Below are 18,262 nucleotides of genomic sequence, written 5' to 3'. Positions count from 1 at the left end.
AAAGTGGGGTGAGAAGAGTCACCCCAAAGCACACAGCTAATCACGTCTAGATGTCCAAACTAGCTCTGTAGGGAAATGGAGTAACGATAAGCTACAAGACGCCGTAATAGAGCCAAAATTCGTCACTCCGCACCTCGAACTTAACGTGTTAATCCGCTTCACGTTAGTTATTAAGGATGATTTATATTTCTAAATATTTTTGATGATCTAAATAGCGGTGGTTTAATGGACTGGTTTCTTCCCTGTAGCTCTGTCAGCTCATTAAGGATAACTCCCGTCTCATAATTGAACTGTGTTCAAAATAAATCTATTGGGCTCATCTTTGTTACGGTAATCCTTATAGCTTTAAGCTAATATTACTCAATCTCAAATTCAGAACTCTGGTTATATAGTCGATGAGCTCTTTGCAATCCTTATTTATTGTTGAAGACGACGTAAAGCTTCGCTCAATGCTGGAAGAATACTTCGTTAAACAAGATTTTGAAGTCACTACTTTCGAAGACGGTAGCAGTGCTGTTGATGCTATTGTTGAGCAACAGCCGGATCTACTTTTACTTGATCTGATGCTGCCGGGAATGGATGGCCTGACAATTTGTAGACAGATTCGAGCGAAATACTCCGGTAAAGTCTTAATGTTGACGGCAAGTGATGATGATTTTGACCATGTTGCGGCACTTGAAATTGGTGCCGATGATTTTGTCAGCAAACCGATAAAACCACGCGTATTACTCGCTCGCATGCGGATGCTATTAAGGCGAGGCCCAGTTGGGGAACAGTCTGCTGAGGTAGATTCCAAACCAGTGAATACTCTGACATACGGCCAACTAAGCCTGAATCAAGCGCGCAAAGTGTGTGTTCTTGATGGTGCTCAGGTCAGCATGTCTGACAGCGATTTTGATCTGCTTTGGATACTGGCTAGCACTCCGGATGAAGTGTTATCGCGCGACTTTCTGACCCAAACGTTGAGAGGTATCGAATACGATGGTTTGGATCGTACGATCGACAACAAAGTGGTCAGTTTGAGAAAAAAACTGGGTGACAATTCCGCGACACCTAAACGTATCATCACTGTCAGAGGTAAAGGTTATTTGTTCGTACCAGATAGTTGGTAAAGAATTTTGAGGATAATGAGGTATGCGCCGAATCTACATTGAGGCATTTTTCGGGTTGTTGGTGTTGTTCACCCTGAGTCTGGTGGCGTATGAAATCATTATTTATCAACTAAATACAGACTATGACTATGTTCTAGAAGATTTAGAGGGCGCCGCATTTAGGGACGTCCTAATGACAATTTCAGACCATCAGGGCAAAGATCAAGCTTTGATAGTTCTGAATGAGTTTATCGCCAATACTGCGAAAATATTGACGGCTTTTCCGAGCTCTGATGTGCCGGAGGAAGTGAAAAACTACTTCACTAATGACCGTATTCATCCATTCACATTTTATGATGACGAGCGTGATTTCTGGTTCATGTTATCGTCACCAGACACCATCTATCGAGTCCAGCCTGATGTCGAGTCAGATCTTCGCAAAGCCATAGAGTTTGATGACGATATTCTCTGGGGTTTTATTCTGGGCGGCTTCTTTATCTACACCTCAGGGCTTATTTGGTTCCTAAGTAGGCGAGTTCGTACTCTTGAAGAGGTTACCATGAAATTCGCACAAGGTGATTTTAACTCAAGAGCGCCAACGGGCAGTAGACATCGCGTTGGCTCTCTCAATGACAGTTTCAATTACATGGCCGATAAAATCTCTGATCTTATTACCAGTAACCGTTCACTTACTAATTCCGTCGCACACGATTTAAGAACCCCCGTTTTCCGTATTCAGTGGCAGGCCGAAATGCTCCAGGACGAGAGCCTAACTAAGGATCAGCACGATAAAATTGCCAGCATTATTGAAGATACGGAAGAGATGGAACAAATGGTCGATGAGCTGCTCTACTTCGCTAAGGTAGAGCGCCCAGACTCAGTACTTAACATTGAAGCCATTGAACTCGACCCGTTTATGCACGGACTGACGAACAAACTGCCTGAAACTAAAATGAACTTGGTGTCGTTAGAGGTTCAAGATAATTTGTTTGTCGAGGCAGACAGCGCACTGCTCAAACGGGCAGTCAATAACCTGCTTTCTAACGCGTTACGTTATGCGGATCAGAAAATCCAGCTTTCTGCGAAGTTGGAGAATGAAACCGTCCTACTTACTGTTGAAGATGATGGCCCAGGAATTCCAACCGATCACTGGAACTTTATCTTTGACCCTTTCTATAGTGCAGACCCCTCTAGGAACAAAGCCAATACTGGCTTTGGATTAGGACTGGCGATTGTCAAATTGATCGTTGAACGTCATGGTGGACGTGCCGAAGTGGGTGCAAGTTTACTTGGTGGAGCTAAATTTACTCTACAAATCCCACGTATGTCAGATGAGTCTGACAAACGGTGACAAAGGCGTGACAAAGTAAAGATATTGTCAGGATGAATCGTTTTGTACAGTGTTCATAACAAGTTAACACAAGGACAAAACGATGAAAAAGCTAACGATTCTAGTTTCAACTTTAGTAGCGGCAACAGCGGCACATGCCGCCGGTGATACATACATTCGAAACGGTAACATCTATACCAAAGAAAATAGCTGGATTGCTGAACTAGGTGGAGCAGGCGTAAGCGATCTCTACAAGGATCAGAAGCATAACGCGACGCTTCTTGGTAACTTTGGTTACCAAGGCGAAGATTTCAATGCGAGCCTGCAAGGGATCAACTACCGATTCCTTGGTAATACTGGTGATATGTTCAACATGAGTGCCTACTTGGGTTCCTCTGGCTTGATGTATGACCATGACACTTCAGATTTCCTTAAAGGTATGGACAAGCGTAAAGCGAGTCTGGACCTTGGTATCAACGCTGACTTCCACTTATCTCAAGGCACCATTTCTACTTACGCTCAGCATGATGTTACCGATACTTACGATGGCTACCTAGCGGGTGTAACTTACTTCTTGCCAATGAGTGTTGGCAGCATGGACTTAGTCCCATTTGCTGGTTTGACTTATCAAAGCAAAGATTACGTGGACTACTACTTTGGCGTAAAAGACAAAGAAGCGACTCAAGCACGCAAGGCGTACAAGGGAAGCGGTGATGTGTCTTACAACTTAGGCTACAAGCTTATCCTTCCAATTAATGACAGTTGGGAACTTACCCAGACGACGGCTTACACTCGTCTTGGCGACAACATTGCGGACTCCCCAATTGTTGATAGCGCAAACCAGTGGACCGTTGGCGCGACCGTCGCATACCGCTTCTGATCTTAGCGGCTATCTCCTAAGGCCTGACTGACCGTCAGGCTTTCCTCCTTCTATTTTTAACCGCTGCGTTTGAGTGTTAGTGAATCTATGTCTGCCAACTACTTCCATTTTGTTAAATCCCTCCCTCGCGTTGCTGAGAGTGTTTACCCAGATATCCGTGGGGTGAAAAAGCTTCGCTATAACGCCCGTTTTTGTTTGTGGTCAATGTTCAAACCTAATGTGTTGAAACAAATGCAGCAGTTGTTTGATCAGCCGGAGTTTCGTCCGATCAAAGAGACAAACCCAAGGATGTTTGAAAAGCCCCTAAAACCATTCGTTTGTCTAAAGTGGCGCCCTCAACAAAGGGCTGCAAAAATCTATGAGCACTTTCAGACGCTACACCAAATGTACGGACGCGCATTCCTCGACTTTTATTCTGAAGAAGGTTGGTGCTTGATGGATATTCAGGATTGCAGACTCATGTTGTGTGCGGGTCCTGAAAGGGAAGGGTCTTTGGCTTTGAAGTTGGTCGATGAGAACAAACAGGACTTATTCACTTTAGCCTTCAATATTTCATCTTCGCCAAAACGCGAAATCCACATTGGTGCCTTACAAGGGCCAGGTGAGCACATCATTGACCGTGGTGAAATCATTAAACACCTGACGCGTGGAATGCATGGACTTCGCCCAAAAGCCCTTATGCTAGAAGTGCTTTTGATGCTTGCTCGTGAGTGGGGTGTTGAGGCTGTGTATGGCGTGACGAACCGAGGTCATATTTACCAAGCGCTCAGGTATACAGGGTCTAAGCGCTCTAGTATTACGTACAATTACTCTGAACTGTGGTCTGAATATGGCGGCGTAGAGGTATCCAAATATTTGTATCAGTTGCCTCTTAGCCCTGCGCGTAAGGATCCTAGCTCATTAAAGAAAACGAAGAGGCGCCTTTACACTAAACGCTATGCCTGGCTCGAAGAGACGCATACGAACATTCAACAGCGCCTTAGCGAGCTGGCTTCCTAGTTACGTAGCGTAGACGCGTCGCGAGCATTTTATCCACACAACTTTGAGTCAAATTAATTGCAATGAGCACTATGTGAGTGCTCATCTTTCTGAAATAAATCGATTGGCCACTTCGGCTTCTTGTTGAACCATTAGTTGATGTGCGGTCAACATGTGTTGTTGCATTACCTGTTTTGCTTTCACTGCATCCCCGGAGCGTAACGCATCGACTAGCGAACGCTGGCTTTCAATTCCGGTATGCCATAATTTATGATTCCCTGCTTCATACAATTTCCGGTATATGGTGAGTTTTGTCAGCATTTGCGCAGTAAAGCGGACAATAAACTTGAGCAGTTCATTGTCTGAGTAGCTTGCAAGGAGGCTATGGAATTCAATGGAAGCGATGTGGTGCTCTCTCTCTTGATAAACATCTTCGGGAGGCTTCTGATATTTGTCGATTTGCTTATCGAGGGCGTTCAGTTGTGACTCGTTTAGCTTACCCGAGAGTGACGCAGCGATTTCCGGTTCAAGTGATAGACGTAGCTGGTATAGATCCGAAATAGATATATCTTTAAAGAACAAATAGTTGCTCATCAATGACTGAGCTTTGCTCTCAGACATTTCACTGACGAAAACGCCACCTTTGGGGCCTGTTTTGGTTGCAAGAATGCCTTGTGCCTCAAGGATACGCATACTTTCTCGAACGGTGCTCTTTGACGCTTCAAAGGTCTCCATGACTTCTGCTTCGTTTGGAAGGCGGTCTCCTGGTTGGAGTGCTTGCTCCACAATCCAATCCTTTATGGACTCCGCTAATTGTTGCGTTCTTCGTCCTTTCGCGCTGCTTACCACTTTAACCTCGCTGCACTTTATCATTTCTCACAAATTTTGAAGCATTTCTGCCGAAAGTCATCTGTTTTCTATCGAAATACTGGACTAAATCGCCCCTAAGTTTCGTTATGAAACTATCCGATTAATGATCTTATCGTACTCACAAAAATGTAATTTATCATGATAAATGTATTTTATTTGCTATTTATCATGATAAATTAAAGTGAGATATGGTCAAAAGTAGAGCGAAAAATGAAGAATTTTAAACAAACAGCTGACCTTGCTTGGGAATGGCTTGAGTCTATTGCTCAATGCAGCCAAACAAGTAATCCCGATAAAGAAGGTGTGACTCGACTATGTGCCACTCTGCAGCATGCGGGTGCCAATCGAAAACTTCGAGATTGGATGACGGCTTCTGGGATGAATGTACATATGGACAATGCCGCCAACTTGATCGGACGTTACCCAAGTTCAAATCCAGATGCCAAAACGCTTATGTTTGGTTCGCATCAAGATACGGTTCCAAATGGAGGCAAATACGACGGTATTCTTGGCGTTATTCTGCCTATTGCATTGGTGAACTACTTTCATCAAAACCAAATTGAGTTCCCCTTTCATATTGATGTCATAGCATTCAGTGATGAGGAAGGGACTCGTTTTCAGTCCACATTGCTTGGCTCCAAAGCGATATCTGGCACCTTTGATCCTCAAATGCTTGATGCGAAAGACGCTGATGGAGTGAGCATGCGAGAAGCGCTGATCTCATTTGGCTGCCAGCCGGAGTTGATCAGTGAAGATGCTTACGATGAGAACAGTGTTCTTGGTTTTGTTGAGCTGCATATAGAGCAGGGGCCGCAGCTAGAGCAGGCTAATTTGCCTGTAGGTGTTGTTACGGCGATGACAGGTATCGAGCGTCATACCTTGTCGATAGTGGGTAAGGCGAGTCACGCTGGTACCGTTCCTATGCACATGCGCCAAGATGCGCTGGTGGGAGCGTCTCAAGTGATTCATATGTTTGATCAACTATGTAAGCGCGAAGAGGACTTGGTGGGTGTTGTAGGCAAAATTGCCAACTATCCAAATGGCGTGAATGTGATTCCCCAACAAACGGATCTTACAATTGAGCTGCGGTCACCAAACGACGCCTCGCGTATCGCAGCAAGAGAAGAGATGTTATCAAACATTGAATCTTTGATGCGCCAATACAATCTCGCATACCAGCATGAGCAAACCTATGAACAGTCAGCGGTGAAGTGTGCAGATTCACTTTCAGCCACGTTAAGTGAAGCAGTGCAATTGGCTGGAATTGAACCTAAGCATATATACAGCGGCGCAGGCCACGATGGATTGGCTGTGAGCAAGCTTACTGATATCGCTATGCTATTCCTGCGTTGTACTGATGGAATCAGTCACCATCCTGAAGAAGCCATATTGCAAGAAGATTTAGTCGCAGCGGCGGAAGTTCTTAGTCACTTCTGTCTGTTAATGAAGCAACAACCAGATATTGGCAAGTGAAAACATCAGCCATAGTCGTTGATTTGGCTTTGCTTGCAAGCAAGAACGCTCTTATCTAGCAGCGTTTATCCCTATACTAAGGAGATATTTTGTTATGGACATGACAAACAACATGGAAACCGCTCAAAAGAGGCGATGGTATCAAAACATTCCAGACCCGATGGTTCTAATTTTTATGATTTTGGTCGCAACCTATTTGTTGACCTTTATTGTACCAGCGGGTCAGTTTGAACGTATTGTCAGTAATGGTAAAACGTCCGTGGTGGCGGATTCGTTTACCTATTTGAAAGACGTTCCTTCGGTTCACTTCTTTGATGTTTTCGTTGCTATCCCCAAAGGTTTGATCAGTGCTGCGCCTTATTTGTTCATCGTCTTTATTGCTGGTGGTTTGTTCCACATATTGCAACGAACCGGTGCACTAGAGAACGCGATTGGGGTTGCAGTCAACCGCGCTGGCGTGAAGAAACGCAACATGATCATTACCATCGGGACGTTCATTTATGGTTTCTTCGGTGTTGCGGTAGGGTTTGAAAACAACATTGCGCTTGTCCCTGTTGCCGTTCTGATTTCTGCTGCTGTCGGGTATTCGAGTTTAGTGGGTACGGTGATGGCTGTCGGTGGTATTGGCGTGGGCTTCGCCTTGTCTCCGATTAACCCATATACAGTAGGTGTCGCTCAAGGTATTGCTGAACTGCCAACATTTTCGGGGGCTTGGCTGCGTGTTGTCATGGTGCTCTCTTCACTAGCGCTTTTGTCTTACTATATCTGCGCTCGAGTGACCAAGATGGAGTTTAAAGAGCCAGAATCGTCGGAGGGATTAAGCAAAGATCTATCTGATTACCGTTTAGGAAAAAAAGACAAACTGACGCTTTGCGTTTTCCTTGCGGGCTTGGGTGTGATGCTTTATGGCGTGTTCGTTAATGGCTGGTACATCAATGAAATCGCAGGTCTATTTTTGTTGATGGCCATCGTGATTGGTGCAGTCAACGGCCTGAATGCCAACGCTATTGTCAAACAGATGATGGAAGGCGCTTCAGGTGTCACCGCTGGTGCGTTAGTGATTGGTGTTGCTGCTTCCATTCAGGTGATTTTAGATCAAGCACAAATCATCGACACTATCGTTCATGCGTTGAGCTCACTGATCAAAGATATGCCAATTGCGATCTCGGCAATTGTTGCCAGTGTTGTTCAAGGTGTGATCAACTTGTTTGTTCCTTCTGGCTCAGGTCAGGCAATGGTGACAATGCCAATTCTCATTCCTGTTGCGGATCTGGTCGGAATGAGCCGTCAGTTAATGATTACCGCTTTCCAGGTGGGTGACGGTTTAACGAATCTCATCGTGCCAACTTCTGGTGGAACACTTGCGATGTTAGCTCTTGGCCGTGTCTCTTATGAGCAATGGTTAAAAGCGATCTTACCTTTCATGGTGTTTGTGTACGCATTGTGTTGGGTTGTCCTGTTTATAGGTCAAATGGTGGGCTATTAAGCCTTTTTACTGCAGAGAATTTATGACGATTTCACTTATACATGTAAACCCTAAAACGGGGTTATCTGCATCAATAACAGCAACAGGTGGTGTTGCTGTCGGAGGCTATGTTAATCATAGCTGGCGCAATCTAGGTGGTTGCGCCACCCAAGGCTTGTTCACTAACCCATGGTATGCAGATCTGGCTCGAAAGTGTTTAACCGAAGGCATGAGTGCTGCAGAGACAGTCGATGCTCTGAAAGCGGGGGATGCTGAGTTTTCAAAGCGTCAGTGTCTGGTGATGGATAAAAATGGTAACAGTGCTTTTATCCATGGTAACGACAATGTTCCAGTGACAGGGTCCATTGCCTTTCCAACGTTAGCCGTTGCCGGAAATATGCTGGAGAGTAACTCTGTTCTGGCGGCCCTTGCTGACAGCTTCTTAGAGCAAGTAGCCATTAACGTGGAGTCAGTTAAGGCAGGCGGCGTTCCCAAATATCGTCATGATTATGAAGACCAACTGCCTGAAACCTTGATCTCCGCATTAGAGAAGGCGTTACAAGCTGGCGGGGATAAGCGAGGAACATTTTCTGCGTCATTAAGAGTAGAGAGTATGACGAAGGCGCCCGTTGATATTCGAGTTGATTGGGCGGATGGAGACTTAATTGAAGCACTGCGAAAGGTGTTGCGTCATGTTCGGGGCGCTGAGTTTCAAGAGTTTCTCAACAACTTGCCAAATCAGTAACTACTTAGGTTATGAAGGCAAAGAGGGCCAAGCGGTAACCTGCCGCTTGGCTCTCTCATTTATTGAAGCGCTGTTTCCCGTCTGTTTGCTGCATTAATCAGCAATACACCTACAAGAGGGACAACAATGGCTGCGTAAGGAATCATACTTGCTCCCAGTTGGCTATCCAAAATCGTCCCACCGATAAAGCCTCCAAACGCGTTAGCTAAGTTAAAAGCGGAGATATTTGCTGTTGCCGCTAGTTCCTGTCCTTTACCGCCGTGCTTCATGACTCGCAGTTGCATTGCTGGCACATTGGCGAAAGAAGCAATGCCGAAAATAAAACTTGCGACAACGAACAGCCATTGATTCTCTGATACCAGACCAACAACGATTAGTGATAGAACCATGGCAACAGACCACCAAAGTGACGCCTTTGCTAAATCTTTATCTGATGAGCGGCCGCCAAGGTGGTTCCCGACAATCAGACCAAAGCCGACAACGACCAGAATCCAAGTAACGGCATGTGAAGAGTAACCAGCGACATGCTGAGCAATAGGGGCGATATAGCCGTAAAAGGTCATGAAACCTGACCATGCAAGTACAGTAATAGAAAGGCTGATCAGTAGCATCGGGTTCTTAAAGGCCATGATCTGGTCTTTCACATCAGACTGAGAATGAGCGTGATCGGACTTGATGAACATAAAAATGGCCAAGAATGCAACAATGCCGAGTATTGAAACCGTAATAAACGTTGTGTGCCAGCCAAGCTCAAGCCCTATCCACGTACCTCCGGGAACGCCAAGCACATTCGCGAGTGTTAAACCTGCGAACATTTGACCTACAGCACGACCTGCCATTTTTTCTGCCACCAGGCTAGTTGCGACAACGGAACCTATGCCGTAAAAAGGCCCTTGTACCAATCCAGTAATGACTCTGCTCACCATCAATACGGTATAGTTTGGCGCAAATGCAGAAATTAAGTTGCCTGCGATGAATAGCAACATTAAAAACAGCAAGACGAGCTTTTTATTAAATTTAGCCAGATAGATAGTAAGAATCGGTCCGCCGAACACGATAGCAAGAGCGTAGGCGCTGATAAGATAACCTGCTTGTCCTTCGGTGATTCCCATAGAGCCGGAAACTTGGGTGAGTATCCCGGCAATTACAAACTCTGCGGTGCCGATAGCAAATGCAGAGAGAGTGAGTATCCAAACCTGCAATGGCATTTTCTGATTCGTCATAAATGTATCTCGGTAATGAAATTGATGATTCCATTTTATGTATTTGCTCATTTTTGATAATTGAGTGAGAATTGAATTTATAATTCACTATTTCTGAATAATGCTGGTGAGGAACAATGAACAAACTAGCGGATATGGAATTGTTCACTCTGATCGTCAAGCATCAGGGGTTGGCAAGTGCAGGCAGGGAACTTGGTCTGTCGCCAGCGAGTGTGACATCAAGGCTTCAAGCGCTTGAAGAGAGGTACGGAGTGAAGCTTCTCAACCGCAGTACGCGGCATATTGCGCTAACAGATTCCGGTCTCAATTATTATGAGTCTTGTCTGCAGATATTAGAAAGTGTCCGTGAAGCGGAAGCAAAACTGCATAACACTGCTGTTCAGATAGAAGGGCAAATTCGAATTTCAGCCCCTAAAGATATTGGTAAGCAGTTTGTGATGCCAGCTATCGATACTTTTCAGCAGCAGTATCCCAAAGTTGTGCCTCACTTGCTATTGCATGACAACCTATCGAGCTGGTCGGAAAGCAACATTGATCTCCAGATACGTTATGGTTCTCCTCCAGATAGCGGCATGATTGCCAAAAGGCTAGCCGTAAGTGAGCGTGTTTTAGTCGCATCTCCTGCTTATATTGATAATCACGGCTTGCCAAACGATCCTGAACAACTTCGCTCACACCAATGTTTATCTTTGCTGAGAAATGAACAGGAAATGAAGCTTTGGTACTTCCAGCACAAGGAGTCTGATGAGACATCATCGCATCAGGTGCTGAGCTTTCGTTGTTCAGATGATGGTGAGGTGATTCGGCATTGGGCAAAGCAAGGTGTGGGTATCGCACTTAAGTCTCGATTAGATGTTGAGGCTGATGTTAAGGCTGGCACACTGCAAATCCTACTGCCGGATTTTCGCGTCGACTTTAAACCATTTTCTTCGAACAATGATTCTGAGCTTTATGCGGTGTACCGCGATCGTAAATATCAGCCTAAACGTCTCACACTGTTTTTGAAGCATCTGATTGACGCATTTGCCACGGCTGCAAGGTGAGGGGACGGTGCGGATACCGTTCTACTCGCTCACTCTCATAAGTAGTATCAATAAGGCTCGTTTGTCACTTTTGTGCAAAACAATGAAAATCTTGTAGGAGCAAGGTTAGAGATCTGTCAGACTCTCTAAAGTATAAGAAATCAAATAGTTCAGGGACGATCATGCTAGATGCTCAACTCGCTCAACGAATTGTTGATCGCACAATGCCGATTATTGGCTACAACATTAACGTGATGAACAATGCAGGTCTTGTGGTCGCAAGTGGAGAAAGCTCGCGTATTGGTCAGACACACGACGGGGCATTGTTGGCATTAAGCAGAAAGACTTCAGTTGAAGTGACCTCAGAAGACTGCAAACTGCTTTCTGGCGTCAAACCCGGTGTTAACCTTCTGCTCAAACATAAAAATGCCATTTTAGGTGTGGTTGGCATCACTGGTGAGCCTAATGAGATTCGTGGTGTAGCTGAACTTGTGGCAATGACGGCTGAACTTATCATCGACCAAGCCGACTTATTAGAAAAAGTTCAACGTGATAGACGATACAGAGATGAGTTCATCTTAGCTTGTTTAACAGGGCGCTTGTCTCCCTCCGAAATGCGAGATGGTGCTGAACAAATCTCAGTGAATCCGAGTGATTCGTGGGAGCTGTTGCTGGTAGAGATGCCTACTCAAGATAGCTCCACAGCAACACTCACAGAACGTCTTTACCAAAAACCGGGTCATCACCTTTGTGCTCATTTGTCAGCACGCCATTTAGTCATTTTTGTTCCGACAGAACAGCCCTTGAGTGCAGATAGCGTCAATGAGTGGCTTCACTGGCTAGAGCAGACACCATGTCGAAATCTAAAGGTTTCCACGGGAAAATTTGCCCACCGTCTTGAGGAATGGCAAACCGCTTACAATTCGGCGCTTCAGGTAATGAAAATAGGGAAGGCGGCACGTCCGAAGAATACAGTGTACCTTCTCGATGATTATCAACTGCCTGTTTTGTTAGCACCATTACATGGTACTTGGCAGGGGGAGCAACTGTCACAAATGACAGCGACCTTGGTCGAGCATGATAAATCAGGCCAGCTTATCGCGACCTTGGAGGCCTACTTTGATGCAAATGGCAGCGCAAATGAGACGGCATCCAAACTGTTTATTCACCGAAATACTCTGAAATACCGTTTGGACAAGATCACTGAAATTACAGGATTTGAGACAACAGATTTCTCTCATATGGCGCAGCTTTATCTGGCGATTCAGCTTGGTAAGCTTAGTTGAGTTGTGCATATTTACCGTAATTAGGTTTTATTTAGCTATTATTTTGTTAATTTGCACAATGATACGGTTCTTGTTTTGTTCCATAATGTCTACAGTCATCAGTGGAAAGGAATAGGCCAGTATGAAGATTGTTATCGCTCCAGACTCATTCAAAGAAAGTTTGTCCGCAATAGAAGTCGCTCAATCAATCCAGGCGGGGTTGGAAAGAGTATGGCCTGATGCTGAGTTTTTAAAAGTGCCAGTGGCAGATGGTGGTGAAGGGACGGTTCAGTCTTTAATTGACGCCACTTCAGGACAAAAAGTATTCACTGAGGTAACAGGACCATTAGGTCAACCAGTGCAAGCTTTTTATGGCGTTTTGGGTGACAACAAAACCGCTGTGATCGAAATGGCTGAAGCAAGTGGTTTACACCTAGTCCCAGCAGAAAAACGAGACCCTAAGATTACAACCAGCTTCGGAACTGGTGAGCTGATTAAGCACGCATTAAATCAAGGTGTAACCAAGCTGATTGTTGGGTTGGGGGGCAGCGCGACTAATGACGCTGGCGCTGGGATGCTTGCCGCATTAGGTGTTACTTTCTTAGATAAAACAGGCGAAGAGTTTGTGCCTGTTGGCGGTGCAAGTCTAGCAAACCTAGAAAGTGTTGATACTTCCAAGCTGGATCCGCGACTAAAGCAATGTGAAGTGGTCGTCGCGTGTGATGTAGATAACCCTCTTTGTGGTGATAAAGGTGCATCCGCTGTCTTTGGACCACAAAAAGGGGCAACTGAGCAAGATGTGGCCCTGCTGGATAAATCTCTAGAGATTTTTGGCCAAGTAACAGAAAAAAATGCTGGCGTTGATGTGCTTACTGCGGCTGGTGCCGGTGCAGCTGGTGGAATGGGTGCGGCTTTACTTGGTTACGCTAATGCAGTGTTAAAGCCGGGTATAGAGATTGTTCTGGATACGGTTGAGCTAGAATCGAAACTGATAGGCGCGAATTTAGTGATCACTGGTGAAGGCAAAATTGATGACCAAACGGTTCATGGCAAAACTCCCGTAGGCGTATCAAAACTGGCTAAGCAACTTAATCTTCCTGTTATTGCGATTGCGGGTTGTACTGGAGATAATTTCCAAGCAGTCTATGAGCACGGTATTGATGCTGTCTATGCCTGTTTACCTAGGCCAATGTCGCTGCAAGAAGCATTTGATGAAGCCGCAAGCAATCTAGCAAACGTTGCGGAAAACGTGGCTCGGACTTATCAGATAAGTCACTAGGTTTCAGCGAATACGGCAGTGATTAGCACTGCCGTCATTATGCTGCCACTTTAGATAGACAAATCACACACTGTTGAAACCATGCATAGTGACTCTCCAAAGTCCTAGAAATTCCTTTCGAAGTCAGATAATGGTTCGATTCGAACCTTAAACTATTTTTACCACTTTTCACTAAACGAACGACATCGAACTCAAGGATCTCCTGAACTTGAGGGTAGATAGCTTTGTAGAGTGATTCTTTCGCTGAAAACAATAAAGTGACCGCTTCATTTCGGCTCAGACCTGTTTGAGCAAGCAGATCTATCTCCTCTTCTCTAGCGATAAAAGCGTGAGTATCTTTTACTTCCTGACCTGAAAGGAGACGTTGGATGTCGACACCGATATGATGATCTGCCAGCTTTTCTTTCCTCTCGACCACTGCAACCGCGTAGTTTTCACAGTGAGAAATTGAGCCGCTAAGGTGAGGTGGGAAATTGGGAGAACGATCTAAATTTATGCCTATTTGATGAGATTCTCCAAGGAGAGCAAGAGCATTGTGAGCCGCAGAGCGACCTGCGACAAATTCAGCCTGACGTGAAAAGTGCGCCTTCTGTATGGAATAGGGTAGCTCTTTTCTCGGATAAAGTGACTTAGGGAACAGTGACTTATCGTATGACACGATGCAAACCACCAGTTCCGTTTGATTAACAGTGAATGGCAGGTTTGGAAGCCCTTGAAGCCAGTTTTGTTTATTTTTAGTACTTTCAGTCAGCGTGTTCATTTCTTAAATCTACCGCTCTTAACCTATGCCCAGGCCTTATATATCAACCAAATACCTTAACAATTGTGTATATAATTGCAAATGAAAATGGTTTGCATTTATATATTTACTGTTATATAACTTCCACCTTGTTAATCAGTCGTTTTTTATTGATTAACCCTATGTAAAAAGAGAGTTTAAGGGAACGGATATGCTCGAAGCTAGAAAACTAGCATTTAGCGTTGGCGACAGAAGCTTGTTGTCAGATTTTGATATGAATTTTGAACCAGGCAAGATTTACGCTCTGGTTGGCCATAACGGCTCAGGTAAATCAACGCTACTTAAACTTCTCGCACAGCAACAAAAATCCACCAGCGGAGATGTCTTGCTACAAGGCAAATCAGTTTCCGATTGGTCAGATAAGAAATTCGCTCAGCAAATCGCCTATCTTCCTCAGCATTTACCACCTACCGATAGCCTTTCAGGAAAAGACCTAGTGAGTTTTGGCCGTTACCCATGGCACGGCTTACTTGGGCGTTTAGGTACGAAAGATAAAGAATTCATCCAACAAGCGATGCAGATGACGGATACGGAAAAGTATGCAGACCGCTTGGTTGATACATTGTCGGGTGGTGAACGTCAGCGAGTGTGGTTAGCCATGCTTCTGGCTCAGAGAACTCAATATCTGCTTTTGGATGAGCCCTTGTCAGCTCTGGATATCGCTCACCAAGTAGAAATGCTTGAACTAATAAAGAAACTGGCAACTGAACTCGAATTAGGCGTTCTTATCGTGATACACGATATCAACATGGCCGCTCGCTTTTGCGACCATATAGTGGCACTTCATAGCGGTAAAATGATCGCTCAAGGCTCTGTCTCTGAAGTGTTTAACGAACAGCAGCTAAACGATATTTATGGTATCGAAATGCAGATCACCGACCACGCTGCAGGTTATCCGGTTGCAATGCCATGCTAAACATCAAACGAATGACAATCGCCTGTATTACTACGTTGACGGTAATCATGCCTGCCATGGCTGGAACAGAGGTGTCACAAGATAAATTACGAGTGATGTCCATTGACTGGTCTCAGACGGAAACCATGATTGCTCTTGGCGTTACGCCTGTGGCATCGGCTCAACAGTCGGATTACAACGACTGGGTGAGAAGTCCGAAAATACCGGATGAGACTGTAGATGTTGGCCTGCGCACTCAACCCAACCTAGAAAGATTATCTGAGCTAAACCTAGACACCATATTCCTGTCTCCTCGTTTCGCTTCGCTTGAGACTCAGTTATCTCGTATTGCACCCGTAAAAATTCTTGGCCTGTATAAAGTGGGTGAGGTTAACTGGGAGGCCGTCACTGATTTCACTCGCCGCATGGCAAAAGAGGTTAACGCTGATAAGCAAGCTGAACAGCTTATCGCCAATAGTGAAGCTGAATTGAATGGCCTCAAGGCAGCACTGCCTGACAACCTGCCTCCAGTGCTTTTAGTGCAGTTTATGGACACCAAACATGTTCGAGTATTTGGTGAGAACAGCATCTATAAAGTGGCATTGAATCAGTTAGGCATTCAAAATGCTTGGGACAAAGCCACTAACGCGTGGGGCTTTGCTCTCACAGGTGTTGATAAGTTACAGGGTATCGATGCGCAATTTGTCGTCATAGAACCTCTTCCTGTTGGCGTAAAGGAACATTTAGCGCAAGACCAATATTGGCAGTATTTGATTGGGCAAACGGGTCGTCCGGTAATCACTGTAAAACCAACATGGAGTTTTGGTGGTTTACCCTCAGCGATGCGTTTCGCTAATTTGGTCACCTCTGCTCTGGCTGAGGAGGTCAAACGATGAGAATCTTATCCCTGAGTCTTGTTGCGATACTCGCGGCATTTATGCTGACCATTGCAGGCTTTCAGTTGAATGCCTCTGGCAATTTCTCAGCAGGCATGAATAGCCTGTTCCAAGCAGATTGGATGTCGCCAGAATCGGTTAGATTGCATTTAACTTGGTGGCCTAGATTTTTCACGACACTGATTGCAGGTGCTGCTTTGGCTGCTGCTGGCGTACTGATGCAGCAAGTGTTGCGTAACCCTTTGGCGTCACCATCCACTTTAGGTGTGGCAAGTGGTGCCAGTTTTACTCTGATGATGGCAACCTTGTATGCCCCTTGGTTACTGACATTTTCTAAATCACTGATTGCTTTGCTTGGTGGCGTGGGAACAATGGCGCTGGTATTTGCACTGTCATGGCGTCGTGCTCTTTCACCGACAGTTGTGGTGGTTTCAGGTCTGGTCATTAACCTCTACTTCGGCGCCGTCAGCACTGTCCTGTTGATGATGAATCAGGATAAGCTAGCAGGCTTAATGATTTGGGGAGCGGGTTCTCTCGTCCAGACAGGGTGGTCTGATATTGCTTATCTCGCGCCAAGACTCGGGTTAGCGATTGGTATTTCATTCCTATTTGTTAAGCCGTTAACCTTGCTGGAATTATCTGAAGAAGGCGCGAAAAGTCTTGGCGTGTCTTTGGCTAAGTTGCGCGTTATATGTCTTGGTCTCGCAGTGTTACTGACATCTTGGGTGGTCGCTAAAGTTGGCGTGATTGGCTTCGTAGGTCTCGCTGCTCCAGCGATTGCTCGTGCAACCGGTGTGCATCGTCTTGTGCCTAAGTTAATCGTCTCCATGCTGTTAGGTGGTTTACTACTAACGCTTACGGATCTGCTTATCCAACAGCTCCCAGGTATTGCCGCCATGATTGTGCCAACTGGTGCCGCAACTGCCGCATTAGGTGCACCTCTCTTATTGTGGCTGCTGCCAAGGTTGTCGATGCGTAGTCAAACCCAGACGCAAACAGTCATGACGCGTCATAGTGAGCAAGTTAAGAGCCTCAACCGCCATGCCATTGCATTGGTTGCGCTCGTTATTCCAGTTGCTCTATTTATCTTTAGTACCACTTCAATTCAGAGCTCTGGCTGGCAGTGGCTAGTGTTCTCAGGTGAGTGGAACCTGCTTGAGTGGCGTTGGCCCCGACTTGTTGCCGCCGCCTTAGCTGGTGTGATGTTGGCTACCGCAGGTACGCTGATCCAGCGTTTAAGTGGTAACCCGATGGCGAGCCCTGAAGTAATCGGCATCAGTTCGGGTACCGCTTTGGGTTTGATCATTGCCATGTTCTCTGGCATTGGCGTTAGTCTCGTTGGTTTGTATTTAGGTGGACTTGTGGGCGCGATGGCGTCGCTATCTGTGATTGTTCTTTTGAACCGTAAGTCTGGATTCCAACCAGAACGAGTACTGCTTACTGGTGTGGCTATCACAGCTCTGATGAATGCGGTACAAAGCTTCGTATTGGCAGGTGGAGACCCACGTAGTTACCAAGTTCTAGCCTGGCTTTCTGGCTCAACTTACTTTGTTACAGAGGCGACCTTACTTCCTTTAGCAGTCGCGACTTTCGTGCTTGTTGGCTTTAGTTTCTTAACGGCTCGCTGGTTGGACATATTACCTTTGGGAGAGGCCAGTTCTCGCGCACTTGGAGTGAAAGTAGGGCAGGCGAGAGGTTTGCTATTACTGCTGGTGGCATTGCTGACAGTTAGTGCCACTCTCGTTGTTGGCCCATTGAGTTTTATTGGTTTGATGGCGCCGCATCTCGCTCGTTTGTTTGGTTTTAGCCGAGCTAGAGAACACCTGATTTGTTCAGCGCTTGTCGGTATGGGGCTAATGCTTCTCGCTGATTGGCTAGGACGCCAAATGTTGTACCCACAAGAAATCCCAGCCGGTTTGGTGGCGTCTTTGATTGGCGGTATGTATCTGATGTGGGGGCTTCGCAGACTCTAATTTTTAGTCGTGAGGGAGGCAATGCTCATCTTCCCTCAATGCTGTTTTAAAATTTGTTGATAATGATAATCACAATAA

At 45.6% G+C, this 18,262-nt stretch carries 16 protein-coding genes; 13 read left to right on the top strand and 3 right to left on the bottom strand.

Going from position 1 to position 18,262, the window contains the following annotated elements; genetic code table 11:
- The first annotated feature begins 395 nt into the window (after positions 1–395).
- The 4 genes from VIC_RS21450 (at position 396) to VIC_RS21435 (ending at position 4,300) form a co-directional block, all read left to right on the top strand.
- Positions 396–1,112: a response regulator gene (locus VIC_RS21450; RefSeq protein WP_006962401.1), complete on the top strand. Its 717-nt coding sequence runs from the start codon at positions 396–398 to the stop codon at positions 1,110–1,112.
- 22 nt (positions 1,113–1,134) lie between these two features.
- Positions 1,135–2,442 carry an ATP-binding protein gene (locus tag VIC_RS21445; protein WP_006962399.1) on the top strand — a complete coding sequence of 436 codons (1,308 nt, stop codon included), beginning with the start codon at positions 1,135–1,137 and terminating at the stop codon, positions 2,440–2,442.
- Positions 2,443–2,524: 82 nt separating this feature from the next.
- Complete coding sequence (ompV, locus tag VIC_RS21440; RefSeq protein ID WP_006962397.1) at positions 2,525–3,301, top strand: outer membrane protein OmpV; 777 nt, start codon at positions 2,525–2,527, stop codon at positions 3,299–3,301.
- An 87-nt stretch (positions 3,302–3,388) separates the two neighbouring features.
- On the top strand, positions 3,389–4,300 hold the full coding sequence (locus VIC_RS21435; RefSeq protein WP_006962395.1) for a VirK/YbjX family protein: 912 nt from the start codon (positions 3,389–3,391) through the stop codon (positions 4,298–4,300).
- A gap of 81 nt (positions 4,301–4,381) precedes the next feature.
- Here the strand turns inward: VIC_RS21435 and VIC_RS21430 are convergent, their stop codons facing one another.
- Positions 4,382–5,128: a FadR/GntR family transcriptional regulator gene (locus VIC_RS21430; protein ID WP_039952622.1), complete on the bottom strand. Its 747-nt coding sequence runs from the start codon at positions 5,126–5,128 to the stop codon at positions 4,382–4,384.
- 231 nt (positions 5,129–5,359) lie between these two features.
- Between VIC_RS21430 and VIC_RS21425 the strand changes: the two genes are divergently transcribed.
- The 3 genes from VIC_RS21425 (at position 5,360) to VIC_RS21415 (ending at position 8,832) form a co-directional block, all read left to right on the top strand.
- Positions 5,360–6,622, top strand: a complete 1,263-nt coding sequence (locus VIC_RS21425; RefSeq protein WP_039952475.1) for a M20 family metallo-hydrolase — start codon at positions 5,360–5,362, stop codon at positions 6,620–6,622.
- Between the two features lie 94 nt (positions 6,623–6,716).
- Entirely contained in the window at positions 6,717–8,108 is a 1,392-nt protein-coding gene (locus VIC_RS21420) for a YfcC family protein (RefSeq protein ID WP_006962390.1), read from the top strand.
- A 22-nt stretch (positions 8,109–8,130) separates the two neighbouring features.
- Positions 8,131–8,832 (top strand): DUF1028 domain-containing protein, encoded by a 702-nt coding sequence (locus VIC_RS21415; RefSeq protein WP_006962389.1) that lies wholly within the window; start codon positions 8,131–8,133, stop codon positions 8,830–8,832.
- Positions 8,833–8,891: 59 nt separating this feature from the next.
- Here the strand turns inward: VIC_RS21415 and VIC_RS21410 are convergent, their stop codons facing one another.
- Positions 8,892–10,055 carry an MFS transporter gene (locus VIC_RS21410; protein ID WP_039952470.1) on the bottom strand — a complete coding sequence of 388 codons (1,164 nt, stop codon included), beginning with the start codon at positions 10,053–10,055 and terminating at the stop codon, positions 8,892–8,894.
- A 116-nt stretch (positions 10,056–10,171) separates the two neighbouring features.
- Here VIC_RS21410 and VIC_RS21405 point away from each other — a divergent pair, with 116 nt between their 5' ends.
- The 3 genes from VIC_RS21405 (at position 10,172) to VIC_RS21395 (ending at position 13,621) form a co-directional block, all read left to right on the top strand.
- The gene (locus VIC_RS21405) at positions 10,172–11,098 is read left to right on the top strand and encodes a LysR family transcriptional regulator (protein ID WP_006962387.1); all 927 of its coding nucleotides are present in this window, start codon (positions 10,172–10,174) and stop codon (positions 11,096–11,098) included.
- 161 nt (positions 11,099–11,259) lie between these two features.
- Positions 11,260–12,363: a sugar diacid recognition domain-containing protein gene (locus tag VIC_RS21400; RefSeq protein ID WP_006962386.1), complete on the top strand. Its 1,104-nt coding sequence runs from the start codon at positions 11,260–11,262 to the stop codon at positions 12,361–12,363.
- A 121-nt stretch (positions 12,364–12,484) separates the two neighbouring features.
- On the top strand, positions 12,485–13,621 hold the full coding sequence (locus VIC_RS21395) for a glycerate kinase (RefSeq protein WP_006962385.1): 1,137 nt from the start codon (positions 12,485–12,487) through the stop codon (positions 13,619–13,621).
- A gap of 37 nt (positions 13,622–13,658) precedes the next feature.
- Here the strand turns inward: VIC_RS21395 and VIC_RS21390 are convergent, their stop codons facing one another.
- Positions 13,659–14,381, bottom strand: a complete 723-nt coding sequence (locus VIC_RS21390; RefSeq protein WP_006962384.1) for a 4'-phosphopantetheinyl transferase family protein — start codon at positions 14,379–14,381, stop codon at positions 13,659–13,661.
- A gap of 190 nt (positions 14,382–14,571) precedes the next feature.
- Between VIC_RS21390 and VIC_RS21385 the strand changes: the two genes are divergently transcribed.
- From VIC_RS21385 to fhuB, 3 genes are read left to right on the top strand one after another with little or no spacing between them, the layout of a single operon-like run.
- Positions 14,572–15,336: an ABC transporter ATP-binding protein gene (locus tag VIC_RS21385; RefSeq protein ID WP_006962383.1), complete on the top strand. Its 765-nt coding sequence runs from the start codon at positions 14,572–14,574 to the stop codon at positions 15,334–15,336.
- Positions 15,330–16,211: an iron-siderophore ABC transporter substrate-binding protein gene (locus tag VIC_RS21380; protein ID WP_039952466.1), complete on the top strand. Its 882-nt coding sequence runs from the start codon at positions 15,330–15,332 to the stop codon at positions 16,209–16,211. The genes VIC_RS21385 and VIC_RS21380 overlap by 7 nt, the downstream gene beginning before the upstream one ends.
- Entirely contained in the window at positions 16,208–18,184 is a 1,977-nt protein-coding gene (gene fhuB, locus VIC_RS21375) for a Fe(3+)-hydroxamate ABC transporter permease FhuB (RefSeq protein ID WP_006962380.1), read from the top strand. Before VIC_RS21380 ends, fhuB begins: the two co-directional genes overlap by 4 nt.
- The last annotated feature ends 78 nt before the right edge of the window (positions 18,185–18,262 follow it).

The organism is Vibrio coralliilyticus ATCC BAA-450, from assembly GCF_000176135.1.
GTDB classification, from domain to species: domain Bacteria; phylum Pseudomonadota; class Gammaproteobacteria; order Enterobacterales; family Vibrionaceae; genus Vibrio; species Vibrio coralliilyticus.
This window is presented reverse-complemented; position numbering and strand designations above follow the sequence as displayed.